At 44.4% G+C, this 21,565-nt stretch carries 22 protein-coding genes; 15 read left to right on the top strand and 7 right to left on the bottom strand.

Translation table 11 applies throughout. The annotated features are described in order from the left end of the window. Positions 1 to 193: 193 nt before the first annotated feature. The 3 genes from JT26_RS05205 to JT26_RS05195 all read left to right on the top strand — a co-directional run bounded on the left by JT26_RS05205 (position 194) and on the right by JT26_RS05195 (position 5,010). Positions 194 to 2,197, top strand: a complete 2,004-nt coding sequence (locus tag JT26_RS05205) for a DNA topoisomerase 3 (protein WP_036847223.1) — start codon at positions 194 to 196, stop codon at positions 2,195 to 2,197. A 13-nt stretch (positions 2,198 to 2,210) separates the two neighbouring features. Next, positions 2,211 to 3,500 carry a HAMP domain-containing sensor histidine kinase gene (locus JT26_RS05200; protein ID WP_036847220.1) on the top strand — a complete coding sequence of 430 codons (1,290 nt, stop codon included), beginning with the start codon at positions 2,211 to 2,213 and terminating at the stop codon, positions 3,498 to 3,500. Positions 3,501 to 3,657: 157 nt separating this feature from the next. Further along, on the top strand, positions 3,658 to 5,010 hold the full coding sequence (locus JT26_RS05195) for a PepSY-like domain-containing protein (RefSeq protein WP_036847216.1): 1,353 nt from the start codon (positions 3,658 to 3,660) through the stop codon (positions 5,008 to 5,010). A gap of 97 nt (positions 5,011 to 5,107) precedes the next feature. Here JT26_RS05195 and JT26_RS05190 read toward each other — a convergent pair whose 3' ends face one another. The 5 genes from JT26_RS05190 to JT26_RS05170 form a co-directional block, all read right to left on the bottom strand. Beyond that, a complete protein-coding gene (locus JT26_RS05190; RefSeq protein ID WP_036847213.1) occupies positions 5,108 to 6,112 on the bottom strand; it encodes an iron ABC transporter permease in 1,005 nt (334 codons plus the stop codon). A gap of 8 nt (positions 6,113 to 6,120) precedes the next feature. Continuing rightward, complete coding sequence (locus JT26_RS05185; protein ID WP_036847210.1) at positions 6,121 to 6,654, bottom strand: cob(I)yrinic acid a,c-diamide adenosyltransferase; 534 nt, start codon at positions 6,652 to 6,654, stop codon at positions 6,121 to 6,123. A gap of 6 nt (positions 6,655 to 6,660) precedes the next feature. Then, positions 6,661 to 7,485, bottom strand: coding sequence for an ABC transporter substrate-binding protein (locus JT26_RS05180; RefSeq protein WP_036847207.1), 825 nt, complete (start codon positions 7,483 to 7,485; stop codon positions 6,661 to 6,663). Further along, the gene (locus JT26_RS05175; RefSeq protein ID WP_052103074.1) at positions 7,482 to 8,144 is read right to left on the bottom strand and encodes a diphthine--ammonia ligase; all 663 of its coding nucleotides are present in this window, start codon (positions 8,142 to 8,144) and stop codon (positions 7,482 to 7,484) included. The genes JT26_RS05180 and JT26_RS05175 overlap by 4 nt, the downstream gene beginning before the upstream one ends. Before the next feature lie 92 nt (positions 8,145 to 8,236). Beyond that, a complete protein-coding gene (locus JT26_RS05170; RefSeq protein ID WP_152566995.1) occupies positions 8,237 to 9,385 on the bottom strand; it encodes a PepSY domain-containing protein in 1,149 nt (382 codons plus the stop codon). An 879-nt stretch (positions 9,386 to 10,264) separates the two neighbouring features. Here JT26_RS05170 and JT26_RS05160 point away from each other — a divergent pair. From JT26_RS05160 to JT26_RS05125, 8 genes are all read left to right on the top strand, one after another. Further along, a complete protein-coding gene (locus JT26_RS05160) occupies positions 10,265 to 11,188 on the top strand; it encodes a transcription antitermination factor NusB (protein WP_036847201.1) in 924 nt (307 codons plus the stop codon). A 72-nt stretch (positions 11,189 to 11,260) separates the two neighbouring features. After that, positions 11,261 to 11,566: a preprotein translocase subunit YajC gene (yajC, locus tag JT26_RS05155; RefSeq protein WP_235300025.1), complete on the top strand. Its 306-nt coding sequence runs from the start codon at positions 11,261 to 11,263 to the stop codon at positions 11,564 to 11,566. Between the two features lie 28 nt (positions 11,567 to 11,594). Beyond that, entirely contained in the window at positions 11,595 to 12,584 is a 990-nt protein-coding gene (locus tag JT26_RS05150; RefSeq protein ID WP_036847195.1) for a hypothetical protein, read from the top strand. Next, complete coding sequence (gene coaE, locus JT26_RS05145; RefSeq protein WP_036847192.1) at positions 12,581 to 13,177, top strand: dephospho-CoA kinase; 597 nt, start codon at positions 12,581 to 12,583, stop codon at positions 13,175 to 13,177. Before JT26_RS05150 ends, coaE begins: the two co-directional genes overlap by 4 nt. Positions 13,178 to 13,200: 23 nt before the next feature. Then, on the top strand, positions 13,201 to 13,617 hold the full coding sequence (locus JT26_RS05140) for a DUF5606 domain-containing protein (RefSeq protein WP_036790259.1): 417 nt from the start codon (positions 13,201 to 13,203) through the stop codon (positions 13,615 to 13,617). Positions 13,618 to 13,777: 160 nt separating this feature from the next. Continuing rightward, positions 13,778 to 14,245: an SPOR domain-containing protein gene (locus JT26_RS05135; RefSeq protein ID WP_036847385.1), complete on the top strand. Its 468-nt coding sequence runs from the start codon at positions 13,778 to 13,780 to the stop codon at positions 14,243 to 14,245. A gap of 174 nt (positions 14,246 to 14,419) precedes the next feature. Continuing rightward, the gene (gene murB, locus JT26_RS05130) at positions 14,420 to 15,463 is read left to right on the top strand and encodes a UDP-N-acetylmuramate dehydrogenase (RefSeq protein ID WP_036847188.1); all 1,044 of its coding nucleotides are present in this window, start codon (positions 14,420 to 14,422) and stop codon (positions 15,461 to 15,463) included. A gap of 4 nt (positions 15,464 to 15,467) precedes the next feature. After that, positions 15,468 to 16,277: an MBL fold metallo-hydrolase gene (locus JT26_RS05125; protein WP_036847185.1), complete on the top strand. Its 810-nt coding sequence runs from the start codon at positions 15,468 to 15,470 to the stop codon at positions 16,275 to 16,277. On the opposite strand, the gene JT26_RS05120 is transcribed toward JT26_RS05125, so the two are convergent. Then, a complete protein-coding gene (locus tag JT26_RS05120; RefSeq protein ID WP_036790249.1) occupies positions 16,244 to 16,426 on the bottom strand; it encodes a hypothetical protein in 183 nt (60 codons plus the stop codon). The genes JT26_RS05125 and JT26_RS05120 overlap by 34 nt on opposite strands. 246 nt (positions 16,427 to 16,672) lie before the next feature. Further along, the gene (locus JT26_RS05115) at positions 16,673 to 17,140 is read right to left on the bottom strand and encodes a PaaI family thioesterase (RefSeq protein WP_036790246.1); all 468 of its coding nucleotides are present in this window, start codon (positions 17,138 to 17,140) and stop codon (positions 16,673 to 16,675) included. Between the two features lie 67 nt (positions 17,141 to 17,207). Here JT26_RS05115 and JT26_RS05110 point away from each other — a divergent pair, with 67 nt between their 5' ends. The 4 genes from JT26_RS05110 to JT26_RS05095 all read left to right on the top strand — a co-directional run bounded on the left by JT26_RS05110 (position 17,208) and on the right by JT26_RS05095 (position 21,277). Next, positions 17,208 to 17,993: a glycosyltransferase family 2 protein gene (locus JT26_RS05110; protein ID WP_036847181.1), complete on the top strand. Its 786-nt coding sequence runs from the start codon at positions 17,208 to 17,210 to the stop codon at positions 17,991 to 17,993. Between the two features lie 45 nt (positions 17,994 to 18,038). Beyond that, complete coding sequence (locus tag JT26_RS05105) at positions 18,039 to 19,823, top strand: alpha-1,3-galactosidase B (protein WP_152566994.1); 1,785 nt, start codon at positions 18,039 to 18,041, stop codon at positions 19,821 to 19,823. Positions 19,824 to 19,905: 82 nt separating this feature from the next. Continuing rightward, complete coding sequence (locus JT26_RS05100) at positions 19,906 to 20,493, top strand: FKBP-type peptidyl-prolyl cis-trans isomerase (RefSeq protein WP_036790241.1); 588 nt, start codon at positions 19,906 to 19,908, stop codon at positions 20,491 to 20,493. A 46-nt stretch (positions 20,494 to 20,539) separates the two neighbouring features. After that, complete coding sequence (locus JT26_RS05095; protein WP_036847179.1) at positions 20,540 to 21,277, top strand: FKBP-type peptidyl-prolyl cis-trans isomerase; 738 nt, start codon at positions 20,540 to 20,542, stop codon at positions 21,275 to 21,277. Positions 21,278 to 21,565 lie beyond the last annotated feature (288 nt).

Below are 21,565 nucleotides of genomic sequence, written 5' to 3'. Positions count from 1 at the left end.
TTTAATAACTATGTTATCCCCATCTTTATGGTTGTTTAGCAAGGTACCTGATTCGTACCAATGAGATTAACAAAGAATAATATCGGCACTACTTTCAGAGGGGATAAAAGAGGAGTGAAAAGTGGATTCTATTCCATTTTTGTACCTTTGGAGACAAGTATGCTCTCGTAATATATTCTACATATAAGTAAAGATGATTCTCTGTATCGCCGAAAAACCCTCTGCCGCAAGGGATATTGCCGCCGTGCTTGGAGCCACACAAAGGCGTGATGGCTACCTTGAAGGGCAGGGCTATTGCGTTACGTGGACATTCGGACATCTGTGCACTCTCAAAGAACCACACGACTACAAGCCGGAATGGCAGCGGTGGTCTCTGGAGCAGCTGCCGATGATTCCGGAGAAGTTCGGTATCAAGCTGATAGAAGGAAGAGGGATAGAGGCACAGTTCAATGTCATCAAGCATCTTGTCTCACAGGCATCGGAGGTTGTAAACTGCGGTGATGCCGGACAGGAGGGAGAGCTTATACAGAGATGGGTGCTCCAGTTGGCAGAGTGTAAAGTCCCCGTAAAGAGACTTTGGCTTTCGTCCATGACGGAGGAGGCGATAAGGGAAGCGTTCAAAAACCTCAAGCCTGAGAGCGACTACCAGAATCTTTACATGGCAGGGCTAAGCCGGGCAGTGGGCGACTGGATACTGGGTCTCAATGCCACACGCCTGTACACCCAACGGTTCAAACCGGCTCACGAGAAAGGAATACTCTCCGTAGGACGAGTGCAGACGCCTACTCTTGCTCTGCTTGTGGAGCGTCATCTGGAGATTGAGCAGTTTGTCTCGAAGCCTTATTGGGAGATAAAGACAACATACAGAGATACTCTGTTCAACTCCACAAAAGGGAAGTACGAAGAAGCATCCGAGGCTCAGAAAGTGCTCGAACAGATCCTTTCCGAACCGCTTCGCGTAACCAAAGTGGAGAAAAAAGCTGCCAAAGAGGGACCTCCTCGCCTTTTCGACCTTACGTCTCTGCAGATAGAGTGTAACAAGAAATGGGGTTTGACGGCAGACGATACACTGAAATGCGCACAATCTTTGTACGAAAAGAGGCTGCTTACATACCCTCGTGTGGATACGACATACCTTACCGACGACATCTTTTCCAAGTGTCCGAACGTGCTTCAGAACCTTGCAAACATTCCGGATTTGAGAGATATTGTCGCTCCGCTATTGGGTAAAGCACTAAAGAAGAATAAGAAGTTTGTGGATAACAGTAAGGTAACAGACCACCATGCGATAATACCTACCGGAGAGACTCCACGCTTCTTGAATGAAAACGAAGAGCGTGTTTATTATCTTGTATCAAAGCGTTTCATCGCATCTTTTTACCCGGATGCAGAGATCAAAAATACCACTATATCGGCAGAGGTAGCCTCTATCCCATTCCGTGCGACAGGCAAAGAGATCACATCTTTAGGCTGGAGAGCGGTCTTTGCAGACTCTCCGGCAGATAAGGAGGAGTCTGTAAAAGATGAAGAGGAAACAGGTATCCTGCCCGTTTTTACTGAGGGAGAGTCAGGTCCTCATAAGCCGGACTTGCAGGAGAAACAGACTCAACCGCCAAAACCATATACGGAAGCAACTCTGCTGAATGCCATGGAGACAGCCGGAAAGCTGGTTGAAGACGAAGAGCTGAAAGAGGCCATGAAGCAGAAAGGTATCGGAAGACCTTCTACTCGATCTGCTATCATCGAAACCATTCAAAAGCGCGGCTATGTGGAGAAGAAGAGAAAGAATCTGATTCCGACGGCAAAAGGAATAGCCCTCATCCGGATCATCAAGAGCGATCTTCTGAAAAGCGTTCGTCTGACAGGCGAATGGGAGTACAAGCTGCAGCTTATAGACAAAGGGAAATACTCTCCTCATACTTTCATGGAAGAGATGAAAGTATTGGTAAAAGACCTTGTCCAAGAGGTGATCTACGGCTCTTCCATCATGAAGTCCGCCGATAATGCCTATAAAAGCATAGATACTTCGGTGGTCTGTCCGGCTTGTCTTTCCGGGACATTGCTGAGAGGGAATGGAGCTTATGGGTGTTCTCTTTTTCGGGAAGGGTGTTCTTTTCGGATCGGTTATGACTCTCTTCCTGCCACTGCTACCGTAGAGGAGATCCGGGAAGCGGTATCGAAATTGTACAACAAATAAGCCCCTTTCTCTTATGAAACTTATCTATCGGGTTGTTATAAGGCTATCTATCTCTTTGAGTATCATCCTTACGATATGGGCTGGACTCTTCTATGCTGCGATGATAGATGAGTTGAACGATGAGATTGATGACTCTTTGGACGACTATTCGGAGCTTATCATGGCTCGATTTCTCGCAGGAGAGAGTATTCCGACAGTGAGTACAAACTCGAACAATCAGTACTATTTGAAAGAGATTTCAAGGGAGGAAGCACTGAATAGACGGCGTGTGAGATATATAGATACGATGGTCTATCTTCCGCTTAAAAAGGAAACAGAACCTGCCAGAGTGCGTTCGGCTGTTTATCACAAGGGCATGGGAGAGAAATATTATCGTTTGGATGTTTATACCCCAACCGTGGAAAAGCACGACCTTAAAGAGTCCATACTTTCGTGGATCATATTCTTATATATATGTCTTCTGCTTACGATCATTGCCGTAAATATCTGGATCTATGAGCGAATCAATAGACCTTTGTACAGATTGCTCTCTTGGATGGATGGATATAAAGTAGGAGAGGCTAATCCGGCTCTTAACAATCCGACCATTATATTGGAATTTGATAAACTGAATAAGGCAGCAGTGCGTAACATGGAGAGGGCAGAGGAGCTGTTTGAGTCTCAAAAGCTGTTTATCGGAAATGCTTCACATGAGATGCAGACTCCTATTGCCGTTTGCCTTAATCGCATAGACACGCTGATGGAAGACGAGACACTCTCTGAAGAACAGCTGGCTGAACTTGCAAAGACTCAGCAGATGTTGGATTATCTTTCCAAGCTAAACAAAGCTCTTATGCTCTTGTTCAAGATAGACAATCATCAGTTTGTGGAGAAAAAAGAGCTGGACTTCAATACCCTTGTTCATCAAATGCTACCGAACTATTCGGATGCTTATGAACACATGAGTATATCTTTGAAGATTGTGGAGAGCGGTGTGTTTCGAACCGAAATGAATGAAACCTTGGGCTCTATCCTTATCGGCAACTTTATTAAGAACGGCTATGTGCACAACATACAGGCGGGGGAGTTTGTGGTTGAACTTTCGGATAATAAGATTGTGTTCCGTAATAGCGGAGTAGATACACCATTAGATCCTCTTCAGATCTTTAATAAATTCTATCAGGGTAGTAAGAAACAAGGCTCTTTAGGCTTGGGATTGGCTTTGGTTAAATCTATCTGCGAGGTAGAACATCTGCAAGTAATTTACTATTTTGACGCTCAAAGCAGACACTGTTTCGAGCTCTCTCGTCAGAATAAAGTATAGAAAGATCTCTTTCTGATGGGGAACAATGCAGGTGTAATCCTCTATATAGAATGAAAACAATATAAATCTCACTTTTTTATTTCATTCCAGATTCTTTTCAGGTTTCGTTTCGATATTTGCAGTACAATCATCAAAACTATATGCCATGAAGAAAGAAATGAAAAAGATTGGATTTATACTTTTTACTGCAACTCTTGGAGGAGCATTGGTATTCTCTTCTTGTACGAAGAATGAAGACATTAAGCAAGATCTTCCTATAGTTCAAGAAGAAACAGAAAGACTGCCTGAGAGTGCTTCTCAGTTTGTTTCCACTTACTTTGAAGACTATACCGTCGAGAAAGTGGTAAAGAGAGAGAAAGAGAATGAATTCGGTGCTCTTTATGCAGGAGTGTTGAAAAAGAAAAACAACACTATTGTTACAGATAATGTCAAGATCGAATTTGACAGAAATGGTCAGTGGATAGAGATTGAAAGTCTTATAGATGGTCGCCCTATTCCACGTAATCTACTCGGACTTCTACCTGCTGCTATCGTACAGTATGTAGATACAAACTATCCTAACATCGGTTTGCAGGAGATAGAAAGAAAGGCTTACGGCTTCAAGGTTGAGCTTGTGAATGACAAAGAGTTGCTCTTTGACAAAAGCGGAGCATTACTTAACGATAATTCTCAAGGAACGAATCCTAATCCGGGAGAAGGCGATACAAATACTACAATAGAGCAGTTTGTGAGCACTCACTTTCCAGGATACAGAATCGTTTATACCAAGATCGAACGTGAAAAAGGTCAGATCAGAAAGAAAGTTTATCTGAAGCAAGGATACTTCAAGAGCTATAAAGTTGTATTTGATCGACAAGATCGTTGGATCGAAGTAGAGGGAGATGACGATTACTATCTACCGGTTCCGGAGTCTATCATGAGACTTATCCCTGCAAGTATCTCTGAGTATGTCAAGAGAACTTACCCAAGAACTTTCATCGTAGAACTAAAGAAAAAGACTTACGGATTTGAATTGGAATTGGCGAATGATGTTGAACTTCGTTTCGATGTAAACGGTTCTTTGATAGGTCCGGATAATGATCAAGGCGGAAACAATCCGGGTAACGGAGGCGATGCTCCTATTGTAGACGACAGACTCCCTCGTATCGCAAACGACTTCCTTGCTACTCATTTCCCTAACGTACGTATCAAAGAGATCAAGATTAAGCGTCGCAGCAACAATCCTTACGTTACTATGTACGATGTAGATCTTGTAAATGGTGTTGACATTAACTTTAACAGCAATGGCGAGTGGATTGAAGTAGGCGGAGATGAGCGTGCATTGCCAAACTCATTCATCGAAACTCTTCCTGCCAATATCAGAAACTATATCAGTGCAAGGTTTCCAAGAGCTTATATTTCTACTGTTGAAAAGAAATCCAACGGATATAAGGTAGAAATCATGCACAGAGGTGATGATGTTGAAATCTATTTCGACAGAAACGGACAGTTTGTAAGAATCGATGACTAACCTTTAGAATTAAAACCAGAAAACACACAAAACACAGATCCGATATGGAAACCTTCCATATCGGATCTGTGTTTTTATACCATCAGCAAGCTTTTTGCTATTTGTTGCCGTGTCTGCTTTTTACCAGAATCAATATAAAGGCAGCTCCTCCAATGATACCGGTTATCACTCCGATAGGCAATTCATTGGGGGCTATTATCGTTCGGGCAACAACATCAGAGAGTATAAGGAATACGCTTCCTGCCAAATATGATGTCAAGAGCAGTTTACGATAATCCGTACCAACCCATAGTCGGACAATATGAGGAATAACCAATCCGACAAATCCAATCACTCCCGCAACAGCAATACAGGCACCGGTGAGGAGCGAAGTGGTTATAAAGAGAATACGTATAGTGGTATTGGCATTGATGCCGAGGTGCATTGCTTTCTCTTCTCCAAGCCTTAGAGCATTCAGGGGCGTGGTAAAAAGGTAGGTGATACCCAAAGAGAGGATGGACAGAATAAGCATTGAGACCCACAGCATCGCATTGCTTTCATTCAGAGATCCCATAATCCAGAACACTATCCCGTGGATGTTTTCCACATCCGTAACACTCATCAGGAACATCATTAGGGAAGAGGAGATAAAGCTGATCATGACACCGATCAGAAGCATCCTTGTAATGCTGAGGTAACCACGCTGCAAGCTGAGAGTATAGACAAGAAAGATTGTGAGCAGAGCACCGACAAATCCGGCAAGCGGTAAGAATAGTATCGTAACGGCATGCAGTCCGGAGACAATTGCAAAAGTTACTCCCAAAGATGCTCCCCCCGATATTCCTAAAGTGTAAGGCTCTACCAACGGATTCCTGTATATCCCTTGCAGCACCACTCCGGCGAGGGACAGGGCACCACCCACAGCCAATCCCAAGAGAGCGCGGGGCAGTCGGATATAAGTAAGAATGCCATACTCCATACTGTCCGGATCCTGCAATATCTCTTTCCATTTCCAAAAAGGAATGGAGATTTCCCCGATACTCAGAGAGAGTAGCAGTACTCCCACAAGACTTACAATAAGGATCGGGATGGCAAAGGTTGAGCCATACTTCGCTGTTCGCATACGGGTATTCAATATTCTATCCCTTTTCGAGAGCGTATCTTACTATCGAAAGGGTGTTTCACTTTCTTGCAGTAGGTAACATAGTGAGCAAGCTCCATGAGATTTTCCGTAGCACCTCTTCCGGTGAGTATCAGTTCAAGATGTTCGGGTTTAGAATTTATAAAGTCGAGCAGCAACTCTTCTTCTATGTAGTGATCTCGTACCGAAATGAGTATCTCATCCATGATAAGAAGGTCGAATATCTCGTGTCGGACAAGATCCTTAAGGAAGTTCACAGCTTCTTTTGCCTCTTGTGCAACGGCTCCGGGAGATATTGATTTATCCAAGTGTGGGTGTCCTTTGGCAAAGTTATAGACGGATGCTCCCAATTTTTTCAAGCTCTCCATTTCTGTGTATCCATACTTTTCGGGGCGCTTGTGAAAGGAGCAGTAGCACACCTTAAAGCCTCCGCCCAATGCGCGAGTAGCGAGTCCTATCGCTGCTGTTGTCTTACCTTTCCCGTCTCCGGTATATATGTGTATAAGTCCGAAATTGTTTTTCATCTTCTGTTATCTGATATACTTGTCCAAAACTTCGAGTGTCTTTTTGAATGCGATAGGGGATGGCTGACACGCTATTGTAGAGTCCACGATATATATATGTCCGTTTTTCGTGGCGGTCATGGTCTTATGTTTTAGCCATGTATCTCGCTCTTCTTCTCCCACTACTCCCATTGTTACCACTATGATATAGTCCGGATTCTTAGCCACAACAAACTCTCTCGTCAGAGTGCCTTTGGTCTCTTTTTCGGCTATATTCTCCACGCCGAGAAAAGAGAGGTAGTCTGCCATGAATGTATTCGGAAGAACCGCGAAGATCGGATTGGCTCCAATCTGCATGAGAACCTTAGAGCGCCTTGTTTTCTCCCTTTTTCTTTTCTCGCGGATCTCTTGGATCACCTTTTGGCTCTCCTTTACTATTTTTTCCGCCTGCTCCGTGTAGCCCAAGGTGCGTCCCAGTTGGAGAAACTGGCTGCAAATCTCTGCATAACTTTTCGGAGTGGGTTGCATCTGTATCTTTACTCCCATCCGTTTCAGCGTTTCCATATCTTTCGCATTGGTGAGCCCCGACACAAAGACAATGTCAGGCTTAAGACGAAGGATCTTCTCCACATTCATCTTTACGGCGGAAGATACCACTTCAGCCTTTACTCCCTTGGGAACATTGCAGTAAGAAGTGATTCCGACCAGATATTTTTCAGCCTTGAGGTCTACGATACTCTGGGTTACCGATGGGACGAGAGAGACTACTCTCACAGGCTTTTGAGCTATAACCGAGAGGAGAGAGCTGCATATTATGAACAATAGCAGTATCTGTTTGCGAAGCCGAATCATAAGAGTTGAAGTGTGTTAAAGTAGTGTTTATCGTTTTCGGTCTGACCTGTTATCCGGAAAGATAGTGGCTTTTGGAACAGAGGGCCGTCGTAAACAAAAGTGTGGTACTCTCCATTCTCTCCGCACGGATCTATTCCCGGCATGACCTTAAGCGTATCGAGGAGCGGATGAGAAAGATCTTTTCCCAAGAACTCTTCGGGCGAAAGCTTGCCTTTGCGTATGGATACGATGGTGGTTCTGAACTTTTCGTCTATCAGCGAACGCACCACCTCTTCGCTTTTCATCCCCCAAAGAGGGAATATGGGGGTGATGCCGCACTCTTGGCATACTCTTTCCACCCATGAGCGATGGGTTTCCAGATAGATGTCCCCAAAGACACCATGCGTAACGCCCTTGACCATCAGCTCGGCGACACCTTTTTTGAAAGAGGCTTCATACCCTCCGCCATCTCGTTGTACCGCTATTTGCAGAAGATGGAGACCCATTGCTTCTGCTTGCCTTTGCATAAGCAGAGCACTCAATCCATGCGAACGAGACATGGAACCATCCTCATCGCACATATTCAGCAGATAGACTTCCGATGGAGAGTGAGTCTGTATAGCTTTATGGAGAGCCAGCATACAATCTTTACCTCCACTCCAAGAAACCAGTATTTTCATTCTGTAACGTGTTGTCATTTATTACGACAGAAACAGAGTCTGCCACGCTTTGGCAAGAACTCTGTTTCTATTTTTCTTAGATAGGAGAGTACTTACACTTTGGTAACACCCTTTTTGCGCTTGTGATACTTTACGATCATTCTCTTGATGAAGAGGTAATATCCCGTAATAGGTAAGGTGGCACCAATGAGAGCAGCCAAGGCTGTGAGTACTCTTGTTATCGTTCCTCCCCAGCTTCCTACGTGTACGTTGTAGATGATGCTGCGGAACTTGTTCTGTTTGGGTACATCTTTGTAGAGGTTACGTTCCGTTATGGCTCCGCTCTCTCTGTCAAAACTGTATTTGTTGGCTGCGTTAGCATTCCCGAATTCTCCTATTATGGCAGAGACAGAACCATCGGATACGTTGATCTGCTTGTGCTTAGGATTTTCTGCCAATACAGACTTGTAAGCTTTTTCCCATGCAATGAATGGATTTTCCGGAGAGATTTCGGCATCTTTTTTATCACCTCTTGTTCCATGTCTGTTACCGCCCTGTTCCGACGGCTGTTGAGACATACCGAAAACGGCGTAAAATCCTTTCTTATACCACGAGTAGCTCCAATTCAGCCCCGTAAGAGCCATGGCAAGAAGGAAGATAAGGGCATACATCCCTGCTGCATTGTGAAACGAATACCAAAACTTCCATGCACCTTTCCCGACAACTATCTTTAGATTTTTTGCCAGATACTTCCTCGAACGAGGCCACCAGAGAACAATACCCGTAATAAGAGCTATGACAAACACGATGGTACTGATACCTACAAGTTCGTTGCCCCAGAAGATTTCATCTTTGCTCTCTACTTTATCCAGCAGTGTATAGTGAAGCTTCACCATGGTATAGAAGAAGGCCGGACGTTTTATAAGGCCCTTTATCTCTCCCGTATATTGATCTATAAACAGCAGAGTACGGCGAGGCTCCGAAATGGCAAGTTCGTAGCTTCTCTTCGGATTGGATGAGATGCGAAGCGAAGTGATTTTTACTCCTTCGGGCAGACTCTTTTGTGCCAGGTTCATAAGCGAATCCATAGGCAAAGTCTCTGCTTTCACTTCGGCTACTTTGCATATTTGCGGATTCGACCAGTCCGTAATCTCTCTTTCAAATACCAGCATAGCTCCGCTGAAACAAATGATTGAAATGATCACTCCGAACGGTAGCGAAAGCCAAAGGTGGGTCTCTTTGATTAGTTTTTTCAATGTCATGTTAGTCTATGATTTTAATTTTGAGACAAATATACAGAAAAAGTGTTTTCTTCGTTCATATAGCTTTCCAAGTTTGAGGAAGAGAGGTAGAGGAGCCGGTGAGAGTGCTCAAAAAATGGTGTGGATATTTTCTCTTTTCGGAGGAGCCCATACAGCTCTTTTTGAGAAGCCGATTTTTGTATATTCCATCCCGAAAAATGCCCGCTTTTTTTCTGCTCTCTATTTTGATCGGAGGGGGCGTTTTCAGAGCACGACCGAATTGTTAAATTCGAGCTGTTTTATTAACACAAATTCCGATAGCTGTTAAGCGAAAACACTAAACGAGCATATTGTTTCGGCTTAACGTGTTTAATTTTTCAATGAACACGTTTACCGATTTCATTTAATACGTTTACCGGATTCGATTAACGTGTTTAGAATTTTTGCTTATGGTGTTGATATGTAGTGTTTTATGCGTTTTTGGCTCTTTTTTGTCGTTTTTTGTCCCGAAAGTGCATTAGGATTTATTTACGATTGATGGTGTTAAAATTCACAGCTATTAACGCGAAAAAGCCCCATCAAATGGCTTGGAGAAAAATTTTTCCCAAAGATGGGCTGTTTTATATGCGCTTGATGGACAGTGTTTTATCTCTTATTGGAGATCTCTTTCTTTGGATTGGAGGTTTTTTGGGGAGCTGTCCGCTCCGATTTTTGACCATTCGTTTTTATATAAAAATTCCGCTTTGAAGCCGCTTTTTTTCTTTGACCGGGCATCGGGTAAAAACGGCTTTTTCTCCTTTTCGTCCCTCTATTTTCTCTTTTGAAATGGCTTGATCTTCTCCCTTTGGTATAGTGTGAGAAAAGTCGTATTTTTGTAGCCAACTTATTCATAGAATAGATATGATCAATCGTACACTGATACGTATAAAAGCCCTCCAAATACTGTACAGTTTTTACCTTTCCGGAGGCACAAAGGCTTCTGTGGCATCCAACAATCTGACCATGGCGTTGGACAAATCTTATCACTTATACAAGCTGATGGTACTGGTGCCATACTATGTGAAAGTAAAGGCTGAGAGGAGAAAGGAGATCGAACTGGAGAAGAGATCTTCGGATATGGAGCTGGTCAAAAAGCTGGATATTATCATCGCTTCCCCATACGTGGAAATCTTGGAAGCCGATCCCGACTTCATTGCAGAGTGTGAGACGCTGATTCCGGCAAGGGAAGAGTTTACGGACTACTTCTCTAACATTCTCTCTTTCCTGCTTCGAGAAGAAGAGGAGGATAGCATACCGCTTCCGGCAGAAGACTTCGACTCTCATAAAGAGTTCTGGAAGCGCATCTACAAACGCTTCATCTTGGATAACGATGAGTGGTTCGCTATCTTGCAAGACTCTTCTATCTTCTGGAACGATGATATTGAGATCGTGATGAGCTTTGTATTAAAGGTGGTGAATGGTATGAAAGAGGACACCGCTTTATCACGGCTTCTTCGTCCGCAATATAACGGCAACGAGGAGCGTGAGTTCGGTACACAGCTTGTCTCTCAGGCTATCCTGAACGAGGAAGAGTATAGAGCACTCATTAGCAAATACTTCCGCAACTGGGACAAGGAGCGTGTCGCCGAGATAGAATACCTTATCTTGCAACTCGCCATAACGGAAGCGATACACTTCCCAACCATAGCAACCAGCGTGACGATGAACGAGTACCTTAACCTCGTTAAGTATTATAGCAATCCGAACAACACGAACTACATCAACGGTATTCTGCATCAAGCCATAATGGATCTGAAAGCAGAGGGACGCATTCTCGGAGCATGATGAACCGTTTGGGACGTTCGGAATAAAAGAAAAACAATTTTAACTTTCAAATAACTTCAAACAACTATGAACATGGTATTTTTACAAACAGCACCTGCCGGCGGCTCATATATGCAGTTTATCTTTATAGGTGTGATGGTGCTCGTCTTCTGGCTCTTCATCATCCGTCCCAACAGCAAGCGTCAGAAAGAGGTACAGCGTCAGAGAGAGAGCCTTAAGACCGGAGACAAAGTGATCATTTCGGACGGCATCATGGGTACACTTAAGGAGATAAACAAAGAAAACGGATACGTTGTTGTGGAGATAGCCGAAGGCGTAAAGGTGCGTGTAACATTCTCCAGCATATTTCCTCTTGTGGTAGAAGAGAAGAAAAAATAAGCAATAAAGAGATCATCGGGAAAGAGTAATGTCTCGCAGGCAAAAGTTATCGAAGAAGATCAAATCCCTTCTTGGGCGCATAGGTATGCGTAAACTGATGGCATACCTCTTCTTTTTTGTGCTTAGTTTTGCTTTTTGGTTTATACGGGCAGTGCAGGACACCTATACGGATAATGTTACTTTCAAGCTCGTTGCTCCGGAAATACCTGCCGACATCTCTCTCTCGGAGCCTATTCCCGAAACCGTAACCGTAACCATCACGGACACGGGAAGTGCCTTCTTGAGATATATATGGCTTCAGAGAGCACGGGAGATCGTTTTGCCGATAGAGTTTTCCGAGAAAAGATATGGTGCTGTGGATATATCTGCCGAACAGTTGGAGAAGTTGATCTATTCGCAAGCACTGTCATCGTCCCGAATAGACCGCATTGTGCCTGCAAGCATCGGGTTCAGCTATACCGCAAAGGCTAAGAAGCAGCTTCCCATAAAGCTCTCCACGAAGATAGAACCGGAGATAGGAAGTATTTTGGACTCTGTCTCCATGAGTCAGACCTCGGCTATCGTCTATGGTGGAAAGCATCTTTTGGATCTCCTGACAGAGGTGGAAACAGATACGATCGTATTCAGCAATGTCAAAGACTCCACCATCTTTACGGTGCGACTCCTTTCTCGCAACGGAATCACCATTACTCCCAATGAGATAACGCTTTGTGCTCACACCCAGAAACTGGTTCAGAAAGAGTTTGAAGTGCCTATCTCCATGAATGATGAGGAGCTTCCTTTCTACGTGCGTACGTTTCCCTCTTTTATCCGTGTTACCTGTTTTATTCCGGAGAATATGTTCAAAGAGCTCTCTCCAAAGGATATCGTGGTAACGATAGACAAGGCAGAGCTGGGAGGCAGCAGGTCGGGAAAGGCGGATATAATCATACATCAGAAGCCGTTTTACGTGCAGATGATCCAGACCGACCCTACCACTGTGGAGTATCTTTTGGAAGAAAAAGAGGCACAAGAATGAAAAAAGAGACGCGTGTCCTCGGTATCTGTGGCGGCATAGGCAGTGGAAAAAGCATTCTAAGCAGGCTTGTTGCTCTTTATGGTATCCCTGTTTTCGATACCGATAGCGTTGCAAAAGCTGTTTATTTCGATTCCGGCGTTGCGGCTCAGCTGGAAAAACTACTCGGCAGATCCGTTTTGAACGAGCAGGAAGAGATAGACAGACCTTTTCTAAGCTCAATCATTTTCGGGACACCTTCTGTTAAAAAGATAGAAATGGAGCGGATCATCCATTCGGCAGTAGAGGAGAAGTTTCTCTCTTGGAAGGCACAATCTCCATGCGAATGGGTCGGGATGGAGTCCGGCATACTTTACTCCAGCAGAATGAACCGGTTTTGTGATGCCGTTATTCTGGTTGATGCTCCGGAAGCAGTAAGAACAGAGAGAGTGATGCTCCGCAATAAGATGCCGAAAGAAGAAGTAGAAAGACGTATCAGAACGCAAAGCGATGAAATAGAAACGGCAAAAGTTCGTGCCTTATACACAATAAAAAACTATTCCCCACACTCTGTTATAGAACAGTGGGAAGAGATATTCAACTTAATTATCACCTAATAAAACATTAAAAAGAAAGAATAATGTCACTGAAACAAATTCTCTCCATAAGCGGTAAACCGGGATTGTTCAAAATCTTGACCGGAAACAGAACTCCAATAGTCATTCAAGATCTTACCACTAAAGTGAAGCGTCAGCTTTTCCCAAAAGATAAAGTTGTTTCCCTGTACGATATTTCCATCTACACCGAAGAGGGCGATCTGCCTCTCAGAACACTGCTCACTACTATTTTTGAAAAGCAGAGCGGTAAAGAGTTGGACGCTGAAAACATCGCTGCAACACCCGAATCTCTCAAAAGTTTCATGGAAGAAGTGTTGCCCAGCTACGATAAGGAGAGAGTCTATCCCACAGATATCAGAAAGGTTGTACTTTGGTACAACACACTTGTAAAGGATGGATTCACCACGTTTGAAGAGCAGGAAGAGGAAAAAGAGGCTTAATGGATAGTCGGTTTTAGAGATTATATCTTTTTTACTCATTTGTTAGCATTGCGAGGGCAATCGGTATGGCGAAAAGAGTAGATAGATTGCGGACTACTATTTGAATAATCTGACTTATTTTCTTACATTTGTGAGTGTAAAAACCAAATTGAATAAGAACATGAAAAGAATCATCATTGCCATTACAGGACTACTTCTTGTTGGAGGTCTTACTTCTTGTAAACCTAAACAAAGTGCATATCGTGAAGCTTGGGAAAAAGCTAAACAGCGTGAAATGGCACAGGCCGGAAATCAGGGAGCTATGGATGATATCAAGCCGATAGCTCGTACGACCGAGCATGCTGCTGTGGTTCGTGAAAGAATTGTTCCTGCACAAGGAGAAGATGCAACAGGGCTTCGCGCTTTCAGTGTAGTGATTGGCAGCTTCCAAAATGTGACTAATGCAAAGTCATTGAAAGAGAGAATGACAGCTGAAGGATACAATGTTCTTCTTGCGCAAAACGAGATGGGCATGTATCGTGTTATTGTTGCGAGCTATGACACAAAGGAAGAAGCCGTGGCAACAAGAGAGTCTATCAAGAGACGTTACTCTCAGTTCAACGACGCTTGGATCCTGCACAAACAGTAATTTTGAGATAACATCGCTCCGGAGTACGCATGGTTAGGGCAGAGTCCCTGTCGGGCAGTTTTTTACCGGAAAGATGAGCCTCAATACATTTTAAGGTCATACCCTCACCGCATAGTCCCTTTTCTCTTAGAGTCCGGGGGTATATGCCGTGGGGGTTTGGTCTTTTTTATAAATATGAAGATACATACAGACTATAACGTAGAGCCTCTCAACACCTTTGGTGTGAGAGCACAGGTTTCGTACTATGTGGAGATAGAGTCGGAAGAAGATATTTCCACTCTGCTTCGTGACGAGTACTTCTGCCATGCCGACAAACATATCATCGGGGGAGGATCCAATCTCCTGTTTACGGCAAATGTGAACGGGGTTTTGATCAAGTACATCTCCGATGAGATACGACTGCTTTCCGAAGACGAGTCGAGCGTGCTTTTGCAGTTGGATGCAGGTGTGGAATGGGATCGCGCAGTAGCATACTGTTGTGAACGTAACTGGTGGGGAATAGAAAATCTTTCTCTTATACCGGGAGTGGCAGGTGCGGCTGCGGTACAGAATATCGGTGCTTACGGTGTTGAGATTGCCGATGTCCTTGTTTCTGTGGAAGGGTACGACCTTGTGGACGGAGAGCATCGGACTTATATGCAGAAAGAGTGCGACTACTCTTACAGGCACTCTCGCTTCAAGAGACCAGAGGAGATGGATCGTTTCCTTATCACCAAAGTTGTCCTTCGTTTGAGCAAGCAGCCGAATCCCATTCTCTCTTACAACGGATTGCAAGACCTGGAAACGGCAGCTGCTGCTCTTACTCCGTTGCAGGTGCGAGAGCGTGTCATCTCCATCAGAGAAAGCAAACTGCCGGATCCTAAAGTGCTTGGAAATGCCGGAAGTTACTTTATGAATCCGGTTGTGGACGCCGATAAACTTCAATCTTTACTGCAGGAATACCCGGACTTGTCGTATCACCTTCAAGATGACGGACGGGGAAAGCTATCTGCCGCATGGCTTATAGACCGCTGTGGTTACAAAGGATACCGCTCCGGAAATGTGGGAACGTACGAAAAGCATGCTCTTATCATTGTCAATTATGGAGGAGCATCGGGGAGAGAAGTGGCAAGGTTGGCGGAAGAGATACAGGAGAGCGTGTGGAAAAAGTATGGTGTTCGCCTCATCCCCGAAGTGAAATACGTTGCAGCTCCCACATACAATCATCCGCAAGAGTAATCGTATGAAAGGAAAGATTACATTCTTGGGAACCGGTACATCTACCGGTATTCCGGAGATTGGTTGCAGCTGCTCCACCTGTGTTTCGACAGATGTCAGAGATAAACGTTTAAGGGCTTCCATTCTTCTCTCTTTCGGGGAAAAGGAAGATGCCGATGCCGCTCATTATGTAATAGATTGCGGGCCCGACTTCAGAGAGCAAATGATACGAGAGAATGTCTCTTCCTTAGAAGGGATATTCCTTACGCACGAACATTACGATCACGTAGGCGGACTGGACGATATTCGTCCTCTGTTTCGAGGACAGACGGACTGCCCTCTATATACAGAGGAGTACCTTTCGACCATTCTTAAAGAGCGTATGCCGTATGCGTTCAGAGCCGTTGCCTATCCGGGTGTTCCGCATTATAGCTTCACGATAATAGAACCCAATGTTCCTTTTTCTCTGCCTAAACCGAAAGGGGTAGAGATACTGCCGCTCCGTGTGATCCACGGCAAACTGCCGATATTGGGTTTCAAAATGGGCAATGCAGCCTATCTTACGGATGTGAAAGTAGTACCGAAGGAGACACTGGAAGCCATTCAAGGGGTGGAACATCTGATCATAGATGGTCTGCGCTTCTATACTCATCCTACGCATTTTTGCGTTCAAGAGGCGATAGAGTTGGGCAACAGTATCGGGGCAAAGCAGATCTATCTCACCCACTTGGCACACACCATCGGCAGACATACAGAGGCGGAAGCGGTTCTGAAAGCCCTTGACACTCGCACCCATCTGGCTTACGACGGGATGAGTTTTGAGGTCAGTTTCTGATCTGCACTCTGCTTTTCGATGTTATAAGAACTTTCGAGCTGAAATATAAGCTGTGTTACGGAGCGGATCCGTGGCACAGCTTTCTTTTTGTATGCAAGTCTGCCGAAGAGAGCCGCCGTCGGTTCATTTTTACGGATGCTCTTTCCCATCTTTGATTATACCTGTTCGGAAAAGGAGTTATAAGTGAATAAAACTTCCTTTTATCCTGAAAAGAATTGGTTTTCAAGCCTTGTTTTGAGGGAATCGAAGGCTGACTTCCACAAACCAAGCCTTGTTGTTTGCAAATCAAGGCTTGATTGCAAGATTTTAATCCGTTAAGACTTGAAATTTAATCCGTTCAGAGACAATTTTATACAGGTTCAGACGAGAAAAGAGAGCCTCCGGGCAAGATGCTCCTATGCAGGGAGCAGAACAGATACCATGCTTCCCTCCACGGTTATAGTGCCGTTGGCTATCAGCCGAAGCTCCATGGAGACTTTCCTTGCCGTTGTCTCCACGACACGTGCTCTCAGCTCCAGATCCACGCCCATAGGGGTAGGCTTTTTGTAGTTGAGGTTCAGATTGGCGGTTACATACCTCAGAGCCGGCAGAGTATCCATGGCTCTCATCTCTCTTTTATAGCCTGCCGCAGCGGCAGTTCCGTTGCCATGGCAGTCGAGTATCGCGGCAATAAGACCTCCGTAAACGAATCCCGGAAATCCTCCGGTATGATGACCTTCCGGTCGGTAATATGCTACGCTTTCGTTTTCTGTACCGTCCACCCAATAGCTTTTTACGTGAAGACCCTGTTCGTTTGCCGTTCCGCAGCCGAAGCAGTGGCTGAACTCCGGAGCATAATATTCCTGAAAAGATTTTTTGTTCATTCTGTCAAGTGTCTATTTTGGAGTAAATATACGACTTTATGAGAGAAATTTTTCGGAACTTTGAGCCATGAAACAGTTAGAAAGAGACGATTTGGTGCTTTCCGTCATTACGGTCTGCTACAATGCCGCACCCTTGCTCGAACGCACCATTAAGAGCGTCGAGGAGCAGCGCTATAAGCATATAGAGTACATCGTGATAGATGGTGCCTCTAAGGATGATACCGCAAAACTTGTCCGAGAGCATGGAGATGCGATTTCGGTTTTCGTATCCGAAAGAGACAATGGTATCTATGATGCAATGAACAAAGGGCTGAAAAGAGCATCCGGCGACTATGTCCTCTTCATGAATGCAGGGGATACGTTTTATGATTCGGATACCGTTTCCCGTGTGATGGATAAAGCAGCGGAGTATCTCAGAGAGCCTGTGAATGCGGGCAGACTACCTGCTGTGCTGTACGGACATACGGAGATCGTCGATTATGATGGACGCAGTATGGGTCCGAGAAAACTCTCTCCACCACGAAAGCTGACTTGGAAAAGCTTCAAGAACGGTATGCTTGTGTGTCATCAGTCATTCTATGCCGGTCGAGAACTTGTACCTTTTTATAATGATGAGAAGTACAGGCTCTCTGCCGATTTTGACTGGTGCATACGTATCCTTCGCCGTGCCGAAGAGGTGGGGGCAGAGTGTCTGAAAGTGGAGGGTTTCCTTACAAAGTATCTCCATGAGGGTGCCACAACCAAGTATCATAAAGCCTCTTTGAAGGAGCGATTCATGATCATGAGTGCCTATTATGGTACCATCCCCACGCTGTTTCGGCATCTCCACTTCCTATTTTTCAAGAAGAGATGAGAGTTTAAGTCTAAGAGTTTTTTTATTTTTCAAATACAGATTGTCGTGTACAAAAGATTACTTCCTGTTTTTATGTCGCTCTCTTTCTTGCTTCTGCTCTCCTGCGGAGTGAGAAAGCCTTATAAGAGTTCTCAACCCGTTACTCTCACGCTGGAGGAGTATGGCGGTCGTTCGGAAAAAGATTTTGACAACTCTCCCGCTCTTCGCCGCTTGCTTCAAACATCGCACCGGATGGCTCAGGAGGGTAAGAGTGTGAAGATCTCGTTGAAGAACGGTTCTTATCACTTCTATCCGGACAGTCTGCCGAGTTATGAGCTGTTTATCTCCAATCATGACCACGTAAAGGATAGAAAGGTGGCGTTTATGTTTGAGGGAATAACAGGCGGAAAGGTTGTGGTGGAAGGTGGCGGACAGACCAAGCTGCTCTTTCACGGCAGACAGATACCGTTTGTGGTGAAAGGATGTTCCGGGGTTGTCCTGCAAGGTTTTTCCATAGACGATCCTCGTCCGGCACTGATGCAGATAGAGGTGTTGGAGATGAGAGATGAAGATAAGTCGATGCTTGTAAGAGTTCCGGAGGAGACCCGGTTTGAGGTAAGAGAGAACAAGATAGTCTTGCAAGGAGAAGACTTTGAAGTTACACCCTTTGTAGCCATGCCGTTTGAGGAGGACAGAAGAATGGTTTGGGGCAGAGCAGATGTCGCTTTTAACCCGGCTCAGATAATACGTCAAAGCGAACGAAACCTGATCTTGAAAGGGTGGGGCGAGTATCCCTATGCTTCTCAGCATAACAGATATGTGCTGAGGTCGTATTACAGACCTGCTCCGGGTATCGTGGTGATGGATAGCAAGAATATCGAACTTAAGGATGTCGTTGTGCATTATGCAGAAGGAATGGGGCTTATAGCACAAGACACCGAGAATATATCGTTGGATGGCTTTAAGGTGGAAGTGGCACAAGGCTCTGAACGTTACTTTACACTACAAGCCGATGCCACACATTTCTCGGGTTGCAGAGGGTATATCTCTTCGGTTAATGGGTTATACGAGCAGATGGCAGATGATGCCATCAATGTGCATGGAACCTATTTGAGGGTGGACTCCGTGCTGAATGCTTCCGAAGTGCAAGCCTCTTTTGCGCACGGGCAGAGCTTTGGGCTTCGCTGGTATGAGAGTGGAGACTCTATCCGTTTCATTGATCGTAAAACGCTTTTGCCGGTACATACATCTAAAATACAATCATTTTTCCCTCTCTCTGAAGGAGATCAGAAAAGAAGGATGATCGCTTTTGAAGATCCGCTTCCATTGGATAAAATAGAGGGTAAACAGCTTGCAGTGGAGAATCTTTCTGCCTATCCTACGGTGCTGTTCAGTAAGAATATTGTGAGGAACAATAGGGCGAGGGGAGCTTTATTCTCTACAATCAAAAAGGTGGTCTGCGAAGAAAATCTGTTCGACCACACTCATGGTAGCGCCATACTCCTTTGCGGAGACTCCAATGGCTGGTACGAGAGTGGTCCGTGCGAGGAGGTGATCATCTCTAAAAACCGTTTTGTGAATCCGCTTACGGGGATGTATCAGTTTACCAATGGTATCATTTCTGTAGATCCGGTAATTCGGGAACTTGACTCGAAAGATCAGTACTATCACGGGAGAATAGTGGTGGAGGACAATCTCTTTGAGACATTCGACTCTCCCCTCTATTATGCCAAGAGTGTCAGGGAGTTTGTTTTCAGAAGAAACAGAGTGATCCCGAATAACGCCTATCGCCCCCTGTTTGAGGATACGAGAAGCAAGTGCATCCATGTCGGGAACGTTGTAGAGGAGTAATGCCTTCTCTGAAAGTTTGCAATGCGCTCTTTTATAGATCAATAATTATTTCTAACTTTGCCGTCAAAATATATTATTGTAAATGGATAAAATAAGCTATGCGTTAGGCCTGAGCATCGGGCATAATTTTACAGCAACAGGAATTAAAGAACTTAATACAGAAGAGTTTGTGAAAGGATTGGACGTGGCATTGAAAGGTGCTACTCCACAAATCTCAATAGAGGAAGCACAAAAACTTCTTAAAGAATATTTTGAGAAATTGCAGGAGGATAAATTTACTCTCAATAAGGAAGCCGGAGAAGAGTTCTTGCGTATCAACAAAGAGAAAGCAGGAGTCGTAACGCTGCCTTCAGGGGCTCAATATCAGATTTTGACCAAAGGAGAGGGCGAGAAACCTAAGGCAACGGATAAGGTAAAGTGTCATTATCATGGTACACTCATCAATGGAACGGTCTTTGACTCTTCTTATCAGAGAGGCGAACCGGCTACATTCCCATTGAATGGTGTCATCAAGGGCTGGACGGAAGTGGTACAACTGATGCCCGTAGGCTCTAAGTGGAGAGTGTTTCTTCCTTATCAGCTCGCTTACGGAGAGCAAGGAGCCGGTCAAAGCATCGAGCCTTACAGCACCCTTATATTTGATATAGAGCTTCTAAGTATAGAGAAGTAAAAGCGTCTTGACGAGAATATAGGATATAATTATTAAATAAACGGAAATGAAAAAGATTCTTCTTACAGCAGCTCTTATAGGAGGTGCATTTGCCTTTACTGCTTGTAACGGCACAAAGAACTCTGTGCCTCTAAGCGCACAAAAGACAACAAAAGACTCTATGGCATACCTTATCGGTTTCTACCAAGGTCAGCAAATGAAGTTCCAAATAGATATGATGAAGGGCCAAGTAGGTTCTGTCATACCTGGAGACTCTCTTGATGTGGCACTCTTTACAGCAGGTCTTGAAACAGCTTTGAAGGGTGATACTATCGAAATGAATAGCATGGCTGTTCAAGAGTTCTTGGAAACTGCTTTTGAAAAACTTCGCAAGGTGGCTGCTGATGCAAATAAGGCAAAAGGCGAAGAGTTCATGGTTAAGAATGCAAAAGAAGAAGGTGTTATAACAACCGAGTCCGGTCTTCAGTATAAGATCGAAACAGAAGGTGAAGGTGCTATGCCAACCGCAGAAGATATGGTAGTAGTACACTATAAGGGAACACTTCTTAACGGTGAAGTGTTCGACTCTTCTTACGATCGTGGAGAGCCTGCTACTTTCCCATTGAACGGTGTTATCAAGGGATGGACAGAAGGTCTTCAACTTGTAAAGGTTGGATCTAAGTTTACTCTTTGGGTCCCGGCTGAACTTGCTTACGGAGAAAATGGCTCAGGTAACAAGATCGGTCCTAACGAAACACTAAGATTCGATTGCGAGCTTATTGAAATCAAAGCAAAAGAACAATAAGAACGTAGCTTTAGCATAAATTGAAAGGCTGTATCAGGATTGAATTCCCGATACAGCCTTTTTGCTTTCCCTTTCTACTTTTAATGAAGAAAATAAAAGGGTGATACATTAGTAATATATATAGGTGAGGGCTGTTCGGAAGGACAAAGAATGCTTTTCGATAAAATATTTCTTTGTCTTCAGTCTTGATAACAAGCGGATTAAGTGCTGTTTTGGGAGTGCTGTTTGATATGATTCCATATCTTTTGTTAGTAAAGTTTGGTAGAATGAAAAACTCTTTCTAACTTT

Source organism: Porphyromonas sp. COT-108 OH1349 (assembly GCF_000768755.1).
Taxonomy (GTDB): domain Bacteria; phylum Bacteroidota; class Bacteroidia; order Bacteroidales; family Porphyromonadaceae; genus Porphyromonas_A; species Porphyromonas_A canoris.
This window is presented reverse-complemented; position numbering and strand designations above follow the sequence as displayed.

Bases quoted from the DNA above. Each gene is read 5' to 3' on its own strand.
- coaE (WP_036847192.1), top strand. From the start codon at position 12,581: ATGAAAAAAGAGACGCGTGTCCTCGGTATCTGTGGCGGCATAGGCAGT.
- JT26_RS05140 (WP_036790259.1), top strand. From the start codon at position 13,201: ATGTCACTGAAACAAATTCTCTCCATAAGCGGTAAACCGGGATTGTTC.
- JT26_RS05125 (WP_036847185.1), top strand. From the start codon at position 15,468: ATGAAAGGAAAGATTACATTCTTGGGAACCGGTACATCTACCGGTATT.
- JT26_RS05190 (WP_036847213.1), bottom strand. From the start codon at position 6,112: ATGCGAACAGCGAAGTATGGCTCAACCTTTGCCATCCCGATCCTTATT.
- JT26_RS05120 (WP_036790249.1), bottom strand. From the start codon at position 16,426: ATGGGAAAGAGCATCCGTAAAAATGAACCGACGGCGGCTCTCTTCGGC.
- JT26_RS05115 (WP_036790246.1), bottom strand. From the start codon at position 17,140: ATGAACAAAAAATCTTTTCAGGAATATTATGCTCCGGAGTTCAGCCAC.
- JT26_RS05180 (WP_036847207.1), bottom strand. From the start codon at position 7,485: ATGATTCGGCTTCGCAAACAGATACTGCTATTGTTCATAATATGCAGC.
- JT26_RS05100 (WP_036790241.1), top strand. From the start codon at position 19,906: ATGGATAAAATAAGCTATGCGTTAGGCCTGAGCATCGGGCATAATTTT.
- JT26_RS05160 (WP_036847201.1), top strand. From the start codon at position 10,265: ATGATCAATCGTACACTGATACGTATAAAAGCCCTCCAAATACTGTAC.
- JT26_RS05175 (WP_052103074.1), bottom strand. From the start codon at position 8,144: ATGAAAATACTGGTTTCTTGGAGTGGAGGTAAAGATTGTATGCTGGCT.
- JT26_RS05200 (WP_036847220.1), top strand. From the start codon at position 2,211: ATGAAACTTATCTATCGGGTTGTTATAAGGCTATCTATCTCTTTGAGT.
- JT26_RS05095 (WP_036847179.1), top strand. From the start codon at position 20,540: ATGAAAAAGATTCTTCTTACAGCAGCTCTTATAGGAGGTGCATTTGCC.
- yajC (WP_235300025.1), top strand. From the start codon at position 11,261: ATGGTATTTTTACAAACAGCACCTGCCGGCGGCTCATATATGCAGTTT.
- JT26_RS05205 (WP_036847223.1), top strand. From the start codon at position 194: ATGATTCTCTGTATCGCCGAAAAACCCTCTGCCGCAAGGGATATTGCC.
- JT26_RS05195 (WP_036847216.1), top strand. From the start codon at position 3,658: ATGAAAAAGATTGGATTTATACTTTTTACTGCAACTCTTGGAGGAGCA.
- murB (WP_036847188.1), top strand. From the start codon at position 14,420: ATGAAGATACATACAGACTATAACGTAGAGCCTCTCAACACCTTTGGT.
- JT26_RS05135 (WP_036847385.1), top strand. From the start codon at position 13,778: ATGAAAAGAATCATCATTGCCATTACAGGACTACTTCTTGTTGGAGGT.
- JT26_RS05170 (WP_152566995.1), bottom strand. From the start codon at position 9,385: ATGACATTGAAAAAACTAATCAAAGAGACCCACCTTTGGCTTTCGCTA.
- JT26_RS05150 (WP_036847195.1), top strand. From the start codon at position 11,595: ATGTCTCGCAGGCAAAAGTTATCGAAGAAGATCAAATCCCTTCTTGGG.
- JT26_RS05185 (WP_036847210.1), bottom strand. From the start codon at position 6,654: ATGAAAAACAATTTCGGACTTATACACATATATACCGGAGACGGGAAA.
- JT26_RS05110 (WP_036847181.1), top strand. From the start codon at position 17,208: ATGAAACAGTTAGAAAGAGACGATTTGGTGCTTTCCGTCATTACGGTC.